The sequence below is a fragment of the Aeromonas sp. s2 genome, from assembly GCF_040907935.1.
In the GTDB taxonomy this organism is placed as follows: domain Bacteria; phylum Pseudomonadota; class Gammaproteobacteria; order Enterobacterales; family Aeromonadaceae; genus Aeromonas; species Aeromonas dhakensis.
Window position 1 is genome coordinate 428,245 of record NZ_JBFOCR010000005.1, and the last position, 13,910, is coordinate 442,154.

At 57.8% G+C, this 13,910-nt stretch carries 11 protein-coding genes; 6 read left to right on the plus strand and 5 right to left on the minus strand.

Annotated features, from left to right (window positions below; translation table 11 throughout):
• Positions 1-134: 134 nt before the first annotated feature.
• Together AB5Y81_RS03375 and AB5Y81_RS03380 are read right to left on the minus strand one after the other, a co-directional pair.
• Positions 135-788 (minus strand): thiopurine S-methyltransferase, encoded by a 654-nt coding sequence (locus tag AB5Y81_RS03375; RefSeq protein ID WP_017781387.1) that lies wholly within the window; start codon positions 786-788, stop codon positions 135-137.
• Between the two features lie 216 nt (positions 789-1,004).
• The gene (locus tag AB5Y81_RS03380; RefSeq protein WP_279484266.1) at positions 1,005-2,354 is read right to left on the minus strand and encodes a leucine-rich repeat-containing protein kinase family protein; all 1,350 of its coding nucleotides are present in this window, start codon (positions 2,352-2,354) and stop codon (positions 1,005-1,007) included.
• 312 nt (positions 2,355-2,666) lie between these two features.
• Here AB5Y81_RS03380 and AB5Y81_RS03385 point away from each other — a divergent pair, with 312 nt between their 5' ends.
• From AB5Y81_RS03385 to AB5Y81_RS03400, 4 genes are all read left to right on the plus strand, one after another.
• Complete coding sequence (locus tag AB5Y81_RS03385) at positions 2,667-3,431, plus strand: SDR family oxidoreductase (protein ID WP_279484265.1); 765 nt, start codon at positions 2,667-2,669, stop codon at positions 3,429-3,431.
• Between the two features lie 51 nt (positions 3,432-3,482).
• The gene (locus AB5Y81_RS03390; protein WP_279484264.1) at positions 3,483-4,310 is read left to right on the plus strand and encodes a methylated-DNA--[protein]-cysteine S-methyltransferase; all 828 of its coding nucleotides are present in this window, start codon (positions 3,483-3,485) and stop codon (positions 4,308-4,310) included.
• A gap of 532 nt (positions 4,311-4,842) precedes the next feature.
• Positions 4,843-5,874, plus strand: a complete 1,032-nt coding sequence (locus AB5Y81_RS03395) for a hypothetical protein (protein WP_219312607.1) — start codon at positions 4,843-4,845, stop codon at positions 5,872-5,874.
• Positions 5,871-6,437 (plus strand): hypothetical protein, encoded by a 567-nt coding sequence (locus tag AB5Y81_RS03400; RefSeq protein WP_219312609.1) that lies wholly within the window; start codon positions 5,871-5,873, stop codon positions 6,435-6,437. Before AB5Y81_RS03395 ends, AB5Y81_RS03400 begins: the two co-directional genes overlap by 4 nt.
• A gap of 330 nt (positions 6,438-6,767) precedes the next feature.
• Here the strand turns inward: AB5Y81_RS03400 and AB5Y81_RS03405 are convergent, their stop codons facing one another.
• The 3 genes from AB5Y81_RS03405 to guaB form a co-directional block, all read right to left on the minus strand.
• The gene (locus AB5Y81_RS03405; RefSeq protein ID WP_010633780.1) at positions 6,768-7,040 is read right to left on the minus strand and encodes a hypothetical protein; all 273 of its coding nucleotides are present in this window, start codon (positions 7,038-7,040) and stop codon (positions 6,768-6,770) included.
• 379 nt (positions 7,041-7,419) lie between these two features.
• Entirely contained in the window at positions 7,420-9,009 is a 1,590-nt protein-coding gene (guaA, locus tag AB5Y81_RS03410; protein WP_016350936.1) for a glutamine-hydrolyzing GMP synthase, read from the minus strand.
• Between the two features lie 83 nt (positions 9,010-9,092).
• Complete coding sequence (gene guaB / locus AB5Y81_RS03415) at positions 9,093-10,556, minus strand: IMP dehydrogenase (RefSeq protein WP_005301581.1); 1,464 nt, start codon at positions 10,554-10,556, stop codon at positions 9,093-9,095.
• 446 nt (positions 10,557-11,002) lie between these two features.
• Here guaB and AB5Y81_RS03420 point away from each other — a divergent pair, with 446 nt between their 5' ends.
• Positions 11,003-12,889, plus strand: coding sequence for a potassium transporter Kup (locus AB5Y81_RS03420; protein ID WP_279484262.1), 1,887 nt, complete (start codon positions 11,003-11,005; stop codon positions 12,887-12,889).
• Positions 12,890-13,125: 236 nt separating this feature from the next.
• The gene (locus AB5Y81_RS03425) at positions 13,126-13,908 is read left to right on the plus strand and encodes an energy transducer TonB (protein ID WP_279484261.1); all 783 of its coding nucleotides are present in this window, start codon (positions 13,126-13,128) and stop codon (positions 13,906-13,908) included.
• The last annotated feature ends 2 nt before the right edge of the window (positions 13,909-13,910 follow it).

Here is a 13,910-nt window from a genome sequence, read left to right on the forward strand (position 1 = left end):
AACAGTGATTGAGAAACAGGCTCATCTTAGGCACTCCCCTCCCTTGTCACGTTGATCTATGTCAAAGGAGGTAATAAAGAGTCAACCAGCTGCAGCTTTATGGCCAGTTTTATGGCCTCAGGTCACGCTTTTGGTCAGGCCTCTGGACGGCGTACCAGCCGGTAGGCCACCTCGTCGAAGTAGGAGAGCTGACCCGACAGCACCCTGGGATGATCGAGCTCCGCCGCTCGCCCCAGCACCTCTACCTGGAAGTGGCGCTCGAACAGGGTGCGCACCTCCATCTCCCCCACCGAGAACGGCGGTTGGCGCTGCTGCTCCGGCTGATACTCCAGAGTCACCAGCAGGATCTGACCACCCGCCTCGATAAGCCGGCTCATCAGCTCGGCATATTGACGGCGCATGGCGGTCGGCAGGGCAATGAGGGCCGCCCTGTCGTAAGCCAGCCGATAACGGCGGCCAAGTTCGGGGGCGGCGAAAAAATCCCCCTCATAGATGCGCAGGCTGTCGTGCTGATGGCACTGATAGGGCCCCTCGGCACTCACCGTTTCACTCAGTTTGTTCTCGCTGAAAAAGCTGTTGATGGCGACGGACGAGAGCTCGAACCCGTCGACCGGATGACCCTGCCCGCTCAACCAGAGCATGTCGCGGGACTTGCCGCACAGGGGCACCAGCACGGGCTCGCCCTGCTGCTGGGCCGACCACCAGGATTGCAGCCAGCGATTGAAATCCGCCTGATGAAAGCCGATCCGGTTCTCTTCCCAACGCTGATGCCAAAAAGCCGCTTCCATCCTGTCACCCCTGTCATGTAAAGATGCCTCAATATCACAACTTAGCCCGCTGCGCGCAAGCACCAACAGGGCCACAGCCACAACTTTTACCCAAAAAAGCACAGCAAAACAAAAAAGGGCCCCAAGGCCCCCTTTTGACATCTTTTTGTCATCCACTCCTGCTCTTGCTCGCCAGCTTTGCGCCCGCTTGCTACCGCGACGGCAGGGCGAGCCGGATCAGAGCAAGACTGGCTCGGCACAGATGACCGCCGCCACCGCAGCAAGCCTTGCCACAACCTCGGTAAAGTCGGGGCGCGCCGCTACCACCTCGGCAAGACATTCATCCACCAGCACATACAGGGCATCCAGCCTGTCATCACGGGGAGCGCAGCGGGCCAGCAGCTCTTCCAGCAGGCAGCCGAAGGCCCTCACCTCCAGTCGCTCCAGCAAGCCGGCCAGCTCGCCGTTGGTTCGCTCGTAACAGGAGGCGGCGCCGAAATCCCCGAGCAGCAGCCGCCCCTCCCCTTGCAAGGAGTGCAGCATGTTGTGGGCGTAGAGATCGCCGTGCAGGATGCCGCGCCTGTGCAGATGCAGCGCGGCGCTCGCCACCCCCTGCGCCATGGCCAGCAGCGCCGCCGGGGTAAAGCGGGCATCGGCCGGGTAGATGTCGCGGGTGCAGGAGTCTAAGCTCGGCGGCCCCGCCAGGTTGATAAAATCAGGGTCTATCAGCGCCATCACCAGCGCCGGGATGCCGGAGGGGTGATCGCCCACCCGCCCCTCGACCCCGACCAGATGGAGATGACGGCCGGCCGCCAGCGACACCGCCAGCTCGCAGCGGGGCAGCCCATCGCTGGTCACGGCCCCCTTGAAGCATTTGACCGCCACCGCCCGCGGCCCCGTCGGCGTTGCCAGCTCGGCGCGATGGATGACGCCGGATGCCCCCTGCCCCAGCAGCTCGCCCACCGTCAGCGCAGCCCACGGGATGTCGGCCACCGAGGCGCACTGGCCCAGCCGCTGCTCCTGCCTGTCGCTGAAGGGGTTGCCTGCATACGCCAGCCAAGCGAGGCGCGGCAGGCTCACCAGCCAATGCGGGAGCGCGTCGAGCCGGTTGGCGGCGATACGCACCAGCTCCAGACGCTGGCAGTTGGCAAGGCTTGCCGGCAGCTCGCGCAGGCGGTTGCCCGAGAGCATCAGCTTTTGCAGGGCGCCGCATTGACCCAGCTCATCGGGCAACTGCTCCACCACGTTGTCGGTCAGGATCAACCAGCGCAGCCCCATCGGTAGCGACGCAGCAGACACAGTGGCGATCCGGTTGGCCTTGAAGCCCACCATGGTAAGTGCCGGGCAGCGCCCCAGCACCTCGGGCAGCTCGGTAAAGCGGTTTTCGGAGCAGAAAATGATGCGCAGCTTGCTAAACCCGGCCAGCTCGTCAGGCAGCCGACTCAACTGGTTGCCGGTGAGATCCAGCACCTCCAGCGTCTCTTTGAGAGCCAGGATCTCGGGCGGGAACTCCGTCAGGTTTTCGGCGAGTTTGAGGTGGCGGGCGCCGCAGAGTTCACCTGCGCGCAGCTGTTCCAGGGTATGCATGACATCATCTCTATCGGGGTGGCCGGCTCGCGGCCAGCGGCGCTGCCGGTGTGGCCCGGCAGTCAAACCGGCAGTCAAAAAAAGAGGGGGCATTATAGAGAATGACGGCCGAAGATCCCCTGTTTTGTTGCCGCAAGGGCCGCTATCTGCGCACGGTGCCGTGATAGGGGGGCAAAGAGAGCAAGATCCGGGTCGTGTCTGCGAGGGCCGGTTGCCATAGTGGGGCTAAACCAGCTTGGAGTTGAACCCATTGAGGGTCCAACCCACTGCCAACCCTGTGCGCCCGCACAACACACCTGCGAGGGAACTGCCATGTCATTACTGTCCAACAAGGTCGCCATCATCACCGGCGCCAGCTCCGGCATCGGCCGCGCCAGCGCCATCCTGTTTGCCCGGGAAGGGGCCAGCGTGGTCGTCGGCGCCCGCCGCCAGCCCGAGCTGGATCTGCTGGTGGAGGAGATCCGCCATGAGGGGGGACAGGCGGTGAGCCTGGCGGGGGATGTGAAAAGCGAGACTTACGCCCGCGCCCTGGTGGATCTCGCGCTGACCCGTTTCGGCGGGCTCGATATCGCCTTCAACAACGCCGGCACCACGGGGACACCGGGCAGCGTGCCGGCGCTTGGACTGGCGCAGTGGCAAGAGACCCTGGATACCAACCTCACCAGCGCCTTTGTGGGGGCCAAGTACCAGATCCCCGCCATGCAGGCACGCGGCGGCGGCTCGCTTATCTTTACCTCCACCTTCGTCGGCCATACCCTGGGGTTGCCCGGCATGGCGGCCTATGCCGCGAGCAAGGCCGGCCTCATCGGCCTGACCCAGGTGCTGGCCGCCGAATATGGGGCACAAGGGGTGCGGGTCAACGCCCTGCTGCCGGGGGGCACCGACACCCCCATGGGGCAGGCCTTTACCAATACGCCGGAGAGTCTCGCCTTTGTGCAGAATATGCATGCCCTCAAACGGCTGGCCCAACCGGAGGAGATCGCCCGCTCGGCCCTTTATCTCTCGTCCGATGCATCCAGCTTTACCACCGGCATTGCCCTGCTGGCCGATGGTGGGGTATCTATTTGTCGCACATGACCTTGTCACACCCAAGATACTGCGGCTGCAAACCTATCGTGAGAGCGCCTTATGTCTGATTACGCCCGCATCGCCGATGCCATCCGTTTTATCGCAAGCCAGGTGGCGCGCCAGCCCACCCTGGACGAGATAGCGGCGCACGTTCACTTAAGCCCCTTTCACTTCCAGCGGCTGTTCAGCCGCTGGGCCGGGGTGACCCCCAAACGCTATCTGCAGGTGCTGACTCTGGAGCGGGCCAAGGCGCTGCTGCAGGAGTCGCGCCCGCTGCTGGAGGTGGCCGATACCCTGGGCCTTAGCAGCGGCTCGCGGCTCTACGATCATTTCGTACAGCTCGAAGCGGTGACGCCGGGCGAATACAAGCAGCGCGGGGCCGGGCTGGTCATCGATCACGGGGTGCACGACACCCCCTTCGGTCAGGCATTCGTCGCCCTGACCCCGCGGGGGGTATGCAACTTCTCGTTTCTCGATGACCAGACACCGCAGGCGCCGCTGACCGCCCTCGCCCAGAGCTGGCCCGAGGCGGAGCTGCGAGAATCGCCATCACGCACCCAGGGGGTCATCCACACCATGTTCGACACCAGCAAGGCACCGGATCGCCCCATCTCCTTGCACGTGAGCGGCACCAACTTTCAGATCAGCGTCTGGCGGGCGCTATTGCAGATCCCGCCCGCCAAGGTGGTGAGCTACGCCCAGGTGGCGAGCGCCGTCGGCAACCCCAAGGCCGCCCGAGCCGTGGGGCTGGCGGTGGGCGCCAACCCCGTCGCCTTGATGATCCCCTGTCACCGAGTCATCCAGCAAAACGGCAAACTCGGCGGCTATCACTGGGGCGAGACCCGCAAACAGGCGATACACGCCTGGGAAGCGGCGAGGTATGAGTGAAAGTGGCTTTCTCCGCTCGGCCTGATGAGGAAAACAGGAATCTTGGTAGTGAGTCAGCAGATAATCAGGCAGCGCCAGACAAACATGCGGCGATATAAAGCAGGGAGATCAGAAGAATCGGGGCGCAAATCGCCCCTTTTGTTGCTTTGGCAAGGCTCGGCGCTCAGCCACACCACCACGGCGAATTAACGAAGAGACGTAGGGTGCAATAAGCGCAGCGCATTGCCCCCTACCCTCACTACCTCACTACCTCGCTACCTCACTACCTCGCTACCTCACTACCTCGCTACCTCACTACCTCACTACCTCACTACCTCACTACCTCACTACCTCACTACCTCACTACCTCACTATAAAATCAATCATTTCCTACCTAGAAAACTACGAAATAGTTACATTTTCATTCACTAAGCAGCGATGCATTTGATATAATTCTCATTCGACCCTCGTCGTGCCCCAAACAGGTAATGAGGGAAAGATGTTAAGTTGTAATCATGGCGCCAGTGCTAGTAATAAAAATATTGAGGTTTGAATGAACGGAACTCTACAGTATTACAACATCCACAAGTTAGGAATCTACAAAAGAGGTTCAGACCAAGAATTATTTGACTCAAGCGAGTTAATCATCAACTCATTAATTGATTGGTTTAATTCTAGGCCAAACTTAGTTAACACTAGCACCAAAGTGGCTGAAAAGACCACTGGGCAAATTAACGTTTACTGTTATGATATCACTGGCCAGGATGGAGAGTATGTCATTATTCTTTGGAATGAGCTGACTAATGCTGAAAATGAAATCCTAACCGTAAGCAAGGACTCAAAACCTGGAAAGGCCAAAGTTAAATCTGGTGTAAACTCAAAAGATGACATACCTGGTCTACCTAGCTATTACTGGATATCACTTAATAATGGCTTCGTCGCGACAATAGCTTTTGACCATGCAATAACATCATTAGCTGCACTAAAAAACTACATTACTTCATATGTTCAAAGCTACTCTGAGTTTGCTATCACTCATGAGGAAGATGAAAATAAAGTTATCGGTTATCGTCACCCTGACAATGACGGTGAGTTAGGCTATTTTAAATTTGAACTAAAAAGAAAAATTGATGAATTGACTATAGAGGAATTGACAGAAAAATATGACCGAATAACTAAAATTGTTCGCAGAATAAAGAAATCTGCAGTAAACACTGAACTAAAAGGCTTTTTCCACAATCTTGCTAGCAACGCAATTAATAGAGGAATCCCTGACAATAAAGATGCAAATGTAGAAATTGAACTTGATTTCACCCCTGCAACACAACAAGACTTCCTTAATATAGTAAATGCTTATAAAAAGCAAATTACTGACCCTGAAAGATATAACAATCTAGGGTTTGTAATAAAAGGGGAAAATGGGAAGAAAATATTTTTAGATGGAAAGCATCTCCGAACTGAGCATGGTTTTGAAATTGTACGTAAAAAGAAAAATCCCTTTGGAGCATCTGAGCTACTTAACTATATAGAGGCTAAGTATCGTATATTAATTCCTAGGAAACAGAAAAAAAGAAGGGCTGCATGAACGATAATATCGTACACTACTGCAAATTGGTCAAGCCGATTTTATGGCTATTAGCTATTTTTGGCTATATAATGCTCGCCAATCAATATTTATTTGACTTTGCATTAAGCCTAAAAGTTGATTTAATCAAATCTCAAATAGGAATACTAATCAATGTCTCCGCTATATTATTTGGTGTTATTGGTGCATGGTTGGCTCTAATTTACCCAACTGCTTTGCAGAAAGCTCAAGGAAAAGAAAATGTTGGGTTAATTTATAGTGGAGTAGACCTTAGCGTACTAAAAAGCTTGGTTTTAGTATTGCTTTTTAGTACAACAGCACTAGTAACCTCCTTATGTTGCGATTTAATTTTAACTTTTTCCACTCATAGTCTTATTACACCTACCATTAGTGCCGACAAAATAAAAGCAACATGTGCCACAATAGTTTGGTTTCTCTTCTTTCTACAAATATCAGCTATATCATCCTTGCTAACATCTGCATTAAAACTAGTTTATGACTTGTTTATAAGTAAATCATTCACTGATCTTCATCGATTGCTTAGACGAAAAAAAACTAGTTAGAATATATAAATTTACTTTCCACCTAGTTATAGTTCATAAGAAAATTTTTCTTTTATAAATGAGTAAAGTAACTATAAACATAAAAACAATACTTTATAGCAGACTTTATTTTACTCATCATCAACTCGGGTATTCATGGGTGCTATGCTAATAATATTTGGCACTCAACATAAAAATAAATTCACTCACATTAGAAATAAGCGTTTTTTCTGGAATCATTTATGTCTTTAGTTTGAGTAAAAAGACGCCCTAAGGCGTCTTTCTTATTTCTAGAATCTGGAGCAAGCAGGTTGGAAGCTACTCCCCCTCCCCGCCTTGCCCACAACCCTATCAGATCGGGGTGATGGAGGTGATATGGGCCGAGCCATCCAGGGATTGGAAGATCTGCACCACGGCTTCCCCGTGGATCGGGTTGGGCAGCGGCACCGTGGTTTTGCATTTGAAACGGTAGTTGGTGCCGGCGACGACCTGGGTGGAAACTTCAAAGGGGGTGTACTGCACCCCGACAAATCCTTCCAGCGCCTGGTTGAATACGGCCTGATCTTTTGCGCTCAGCTTGTGGTAGGCAGTCCATCCGCCCAACAACACTGCTTGTTCTGACATAACAAACCCTCCGTGATCTCTTGTCCCTACTCGTTTGGCTGTTCGGGTTCCGCCCCGTTTATTCAAGTGGTGTCCGGACTCCACCGGGGGCCATACCAGATATCGGTATGTCCGGTGTCGACAGTGCCCATGAAGACTTTGCTGTCGCCACCCTCCCCTGCTGCCGCGACCGCCGCCTCACAGAGTCGGTCTCAATTGGCATGGCTGAGCCTAGTGCGAGATCCATAAAACACCCCCTGTCAGATATGACAGAGGCAGGGAGGCGAGAAAGCGGCTAGCGAGGGGAAAAATGAGGCGCAAACGATTGGAAAAAGAAAAGACGCCGCAAGGGCGTCTTTTTTACATTTTTATGCTTGAAGGGTGAAAGGGCGTGCGCCGCTTATTCCCATTCGATGGTTGCAGGCGGCTTACCGGAGACGTCGTACACCACGCGGGAGATGCCGTTGATCTCGTTGATGATGCGATTAGACACGTGACCGAGGAAGTCGTACGGCAGGTGGGCCCAGTGGGCGGTCATGAAGTCGATGGTTTCGACGGCGCGCAGGGCAATGACCCAGTCATATTTGCGACCATCGCCCATCACGCCAACGGAGCGCACCGGCAGGAACACGGCGAAGGCCTGGCTGACCTGGTTGTAGAGGTCGGCTTTGCGCAGCTCTTCGATAAAGACCGCATCGGCCTTGCGCAGCAGATCGCAGTACTCTTTCTTCACTTCGCCAAGTACCCGCACGCCCAGACCCGGGCCCGGGAACGGGTGACGGTAGAGCATGTCGTAAGGCAGACCCAGCTCGAGGCCAACGCGGCGCACTTCGTCCTTGAACAGCTCGCGCAGCGGTTCGACCAGACCCATCTTCATCTCTTCCGGCAGGCCGCCGACGTTGTGGTGAGACTTGATGACGTGGGCCTTGCCGGTCTTGCTGGCGGCAGATTCGATGACGTCCGGGTAGATGGTGCCTTGTGCCAGCCAGCGGGCGTTTTTCAGCTTTTTCGCTTCATCGTCAAACACTTCGACGAAGACGCGGCCGATGATCTTGCGCTTGGCTTCCGGTTCATCTTCACCCGCCAGGGCGGAAAGGAAGCGCTCTTCGGCATCGACCTTGACGATGTTCAGACCAAAGTGATCGCCAAACATCTCCATCACCTGCTGACCTTCGTTCAGGCGCAGCAGACCGTTGTCGACGAAGACGCAGGTGAGGCGATCGCCGATGGCACGGTGTACCAGCATGGCGACCACGGAGGAGTCCACCCCGCCGGAGAGACCCAGGATCACCTCGTCGTCACCCACCTGCTCGCGGATGCGGGCAACGGCGTCGTCGATGATGGTGGCCGGGGTCCACAGGCATTCACAGCCACAGATGTCTTTGACGAAGTGCTCCAGCATGCGGGCACCCTGACGGGTGTGGGTCACTTCCGGGTGGAACTGCACGCCGTAGAAACGCTTGGCTTCGTTGGCCATGGCAGCGTGCGGGCAGGTGGCAGTCTGGGCGATGGTGGTGAAGTCGGCCGGGATGGTGGTGACCTTGTCGCCGTGGCTCATCCAGACATCCAGCAGCGCATTGCCGTTGTCGGCGATGGCATCTTCGATGTTGCGCAAGAGGGCACTGGTCTTGCCAGAGTTGCCCAGCACTTCCACCTTGGCGTAACCGAACTCACGCTCGGTGGAGGATTGCACCTTGCCACCCAGCTGCTCGGCCATGGTCTGCATGCCGTAGCAGATGCCGAACACCGGCACGCCGGCGTTGAACACGTACTCGGGGGCGCGCGGGCTGCCCGCTTCGGTGACGGACTCGGGGCCGCCGGAGAGGATGATGCCGCTCGGATTGAATTCGCGGATCTGCTCTTCGGTCACATCCCAGGCCCACAGTTCGCAGTAGACGCCGATTTCGCGCACGCGGCGGGCGATCAGCTGGGTGTACTGGGAACCAAAGTCGAGGATAAGGATACGGTGCTGGTGAATGTCTTTAGTCATTTTATTCCTGCATCAGGCTGCTGTTGTCACAAAAAGCACGGGATAAAAAAGGGGTGGAGAAACGGGGCCGCAGCCCCGTTTTATCAGCCCATCCGGTAGTTGGGGGCTTCTTTGGTAATGGTCACGTCGTGCACGTGGGACTCTTTCATCCCGGCGCCCGAGATGCGCACGAATTCGGCCTTGGTGCGCATGTCGTCGATGGTGGCGCTGCCGGTCAGGCCCATGGAGGAGCGCAGACCGCCCATCTGCTGGTGGATGATCTCCTTGAGGCGGCCCTTGTACGGCACGCGCCCTTCGATCCCTTCCGGCACCAGCTTGTCGGCGGCGTTGTCGGTCTGGAAGTAACGGTCGCTGGAGCCTTTGGACATGGCGCCCAGAGAACCCATGCCACGGTAGGACTTGAAGGAGCGGCCCTGGTAGAGCTCGATCTCGCCCGGTGCCTCTTCGGTACCGGCAAACATGGAGCCCACCATGACGCAGCTGGCGCCAGCGGCGATGGCCTTGGCCACGTCACCGGAGAAGCGGATGCCGCCATCGGCAATCACCGGAATGCCGGTGCCTTCCAGCGCGTCGACGGCGTCGGAGATGGCGGTGATCTGGGGCACGCCCACGCCGGTCACGATACGGGTAGTACAGATGGAGCCCGGGCCTATCCCGACCTTGACGGCGTTGACGCCGGCAGCGGCCAGCGCCTTGGCGCCCGCGGCAGTCGCCACGTTGCCGCCGATGATCTGCAGATCAGGGTAGGCTTCGCGGGTCGCCTTGATGCGATCCAACACACCCTGGGAGTGGCCGTGGGATGAATCGATCAGCAGCACGTCCACACCGGCTTCCACCAGGGCGGCGACGCGCTCTTCGTTGCCAGCACCGGCACCGACGGCAGCGCCGACCCGCAGACGACCCTTGTCATCTTTACAGGCGTTCGGCTTGCGCTCGGCTTTCTGGAAGTCCTTGACGGTGATCATGCCCTTGAGTTTGAAGTCGGCGTTGACCACCAGCACCTTCTCGATACGGTGCTTCTGCATCAGGCCGACCACCTCTTCACGAGGAGCCCCTTCACGCACGGTGACCAGACGATCCTTCTGGGTCATGATCTGTTCGACAGTCTGGGAGAGATCGGTCACGAAGCGCACGTCACGACCGGTGATGATGCCCACCAGCTGGTTGCCTTCGGTTACCACCGGATAGCCGGCGAAACCGTTCTTGTGGCTCAGCTCCTTGATCTGGGCGATGGTCAGGTCAGGGCGTACGGTGACAGGGTCGGTGACCACGCCGCTCTCGTACTTCTTGACCTTGCGCACTTCTGCAGCCTGCTGCTCGATGGACATGTTCTTGTGGATAAAGCCGATACCGCCTTCCTGGGCCAGTGCGATAGCCAGACGGGCTTCGGTCACTGTGTCCATGGCAGCGGAGATCATGGGGATGTTCAGGCTGATGGCAGAGGTCAGCTTGGTACGCAGATCGGCAGTATTGGGAAGAACTTCGGAGTGGGCGGGAACCAACAGTACATCGTCGAAGGTTAACGCTTCTTTGGCAATCCTGAGCATGGCAATATCTCACCGTTGAGGAAGTGGGGGTGTAAAATATTGCCGACGAAGTTTACTCACGCATTGGTCACTGGTAAAGAAGTTTTTTGAATTTTTTATGGCGTTTTGACCTTTTCAGCCGCCAAGGCGCTAAAAACCCAACAATTTTCGTCATAAAACGGCCGTTTGCAGGCAAAAGAGTTGCCTCATTGCGGTTTTATGCAAAAAAGCCCCCGTTTAATTTTTTCAGGCAGCCCCGCAACCCCTCCCCCGTCACAGACCCGTTGGTACCTGTCGAGCGCCCTCGCAAACCGGGTCACTCGCCTCTGGCAAGTTCGTCAACAACTAAGCCAAGCTGCGCCGTATCCGGCTGGTTTCCCCGAGCCGGTACGTTCAGGCGACATGACCTTTTGATGACGCGGGTTTGCTTTGAGCCGGCGCCTACGTATCATGATTAACATTCTGAATTGAAATGGAATTTCATGATGAATCACGGACACCCGCAAGGGCGCATGGCCATTACCCTGGCGGCACTGGGGGTCGTCTATGGCGATCTCGGCACCAGCCCGCTCTATGCCCTCAAGGAGAGCTTCGCCGGACACCTGGGCCTGCAACCTACGCCGGCGGGGATCCTCTCCATCGTCTCCCTCTTCTTCTGGACCATCATGATCGTGGTCTCATTCAAATATGTGCTGCTGGTGCTTCGGGCCGACGACAAGGGAGAAGGGGGGATCCTCACCCTCGCCTCGCTGGCCTCCCGCCGCCTCCCGGCCAAGCCGCGCGCCCTGCTCATGATGCTCGGTCTGGTCGGCGTCGGGCTCTTCATCGGGGATGCGGTGATCACCCCCGCCATCTCGGTGCTCTCGGCGGTCGAAGGGCTGCAGGTGATCACCCCGGAGCTGGCGCCCTTCGTGCTGCCCATCACCCTCACCGTACTGGTGATCCTGTTCGGGGCCCAGCATTACGGCACCGCCGGCATCGGCCGCCTGTTCGGCCCGGTCATGCTGCTCTGGTTCGGGGTGCTGGCGGCGCTCGGGGCCTATGAGATCGCTCAAAACCCCGCCATCCTGCAGGCCGTCAATCCGCTCTACGCCCTCGATTTCATGGCCAGCCGACCGGGTGTCGCTTTCATCACCCTGGGGGCCGTCGTGCTCTGCGTCACCGGCACGGAGGCGCTCTACGCCGACATGGGCCACTTTGGCCGTGGCGCCATCCGGCTGGCCTGGGGCTCCCTGGTGATGCCGGCCCTGCTGCTCAACTACTTCGGCCAGGGGGCCCTGCTGCTGCGCAATCCCACCGCCATCGAAAATCCCTTCTACCTGCTCGCCCCCTCCTGGCTGGCCTTTCCCCTGTTGATCCTCGCTACCCTGGCCACCGTCATCGCCTCCCAGGCGGTGATCTCGGGCACCTACTCGGTGGTGCGCCAGGCCATCTTGCTCGGCTACCTGCCGCGCCAGGAGATCCGCCACACCTCGGAGCACGAGATAGGCCAGATCTACCTGCCGCTGGTGAACTGGTTGCTGCTGGGGGGCATCGTCATCGTCATCTTCTGGTTCCAGAGTTCAAGCAACCTGGCGGCCGCCTACGGCATTGCGGTGACCGGCACCATGGCGCTCACCACCCTGCTGCTGATGGTGGTGGCCGCCCGCCGCTGGAAGTGGTCGCGCTGGCTCATTGCGCTGGTATGCGCGCCGCTGCTGCTGGTCGATGTCACCTTCTTTGCCGCCAATACCACCAAGTTTCTGGCCGGTGGCTGGCTCCCCATCCTGTTTGCTCTGCTGGCCATCCTGGTGATGACCACCTGGAAGCGCGGACGGGAGCTGGTGCTCGACAAGCTGGAACACAAGTCACTGGCGCTGAAAGGGTTTGTCGACAACATGCAGGCAGACCCGCCGCTGCTGGTACCCGGCACCGCCGTGTTTCTCTCGAAATCGGTGCAGGTGGTGCCCCACGCCATGCTGCACAACCTCAAACACAACAAGATCCTGCACAAACGGGTCATTTTCCTGACCGTTCAGATCAAGGACGAGCCCTGGCTCTCCTTCAAGGAGCGCATCGAACTCACCCACCTTGGCGAGGGGTTCTGGCAGGTGATCGCCCACTTCGGCTACAAGGAGGTGCCCTCCATGGAGGAGATCTTCCAGGCCTGCGCCCAGGAGGATCTGAAGGTCACCATGGCCAAGACCTCCTTCTTCCTCTCCCACGAGCACCTTGTCAGCACAGATCTGCCCGGCATGGCGCGCTGGCGAGAGGGCCTGTTCGTCTGGATGAACCGCAACTCCCTCAAGGCCACCGACTTTTTCCATATTCCTGCCAACCGGGTGGTGGAGCTCGGGGTATTGCTGGAGCTGTAACCCGCTGCCGCCACTCATTACCAGAAGGCGGCGTTGCAACCTGTGAGGCGCTAAAGGGAGCCCAGTATCGATGCTTATCCCCAGGTTTTTCATCCTGTTACGATTAAAACACGATTGATAATAGTTATTGTTTGATAGGTTGTTCGTCGGGCAAGCTTGCGGCATCGGCGCCGGTTCGGGCGCCTTCACACTAGCCGTTCGAGTATGTATATGAAGACTCGTCAGGGAGCCCAGTGATGGACGCCTGCAGCCCGAGACCAACACTTCCTGCCAACGATCCCGGCGCCGCCCGTCTCGTTTGCCTTGCCATCGCGATCGCCCTGCATCTTGCCGCCTTCTGGTGGCTCTATGCGCACCAGCCTGCGCCCATCACCCCGCCCTTGCCGCTGACCCTGTCGGCCCGCTGGGTCGGTGAGGCAGCGACCAATGATGCACCGGCCAAGGCGGCCCCCGCCCCTGCTACCACAACGCAGCAAATACAAAAAGTGCAGCAAAAGGCCAGGCCGTTGCCACTACCCAAAAAACCGCCGCTCAAGCCAGTCAAAAAGAGCATCAAGCCGCTGGTCAAACCGCTTGAAAGCCGCACGCCTCCCGTACAGCCCACCAAGGTCACGCCGATGAGCAGTCCGCAACCACCGGTCACCGTGCCCGCCCCTGCGGCGGCAACAGCCACACAGATGAGTGGCGCAAGTGCCAGTCAGCATCCTGCCCAGAAGGCTGGCGGCGACGCGGGCAACAGTGCCCCCATCGCCCGCGATGCACGGCTCAACAACCCCGAGCCCCAATACCCCTATGAGTCGAGACGACGGGGAGAAGAGGGGCGGGTCATCCTCAATGTGCGGGTGACGGCCGAGGGCACCGCCGCCTCGGTGGAGGTGGCCAAGAGTAGCGGCTATCGGCGGCTGGACATGACGGCCCGCAAGACCGTCAGCCGCTGGAAATTCATTCCTGCCAGACAGAACAACCTGGCCGTCGAGGCCTCGGCAAACGTCACCATCATTTTCAAATTATGGGCTTGAAC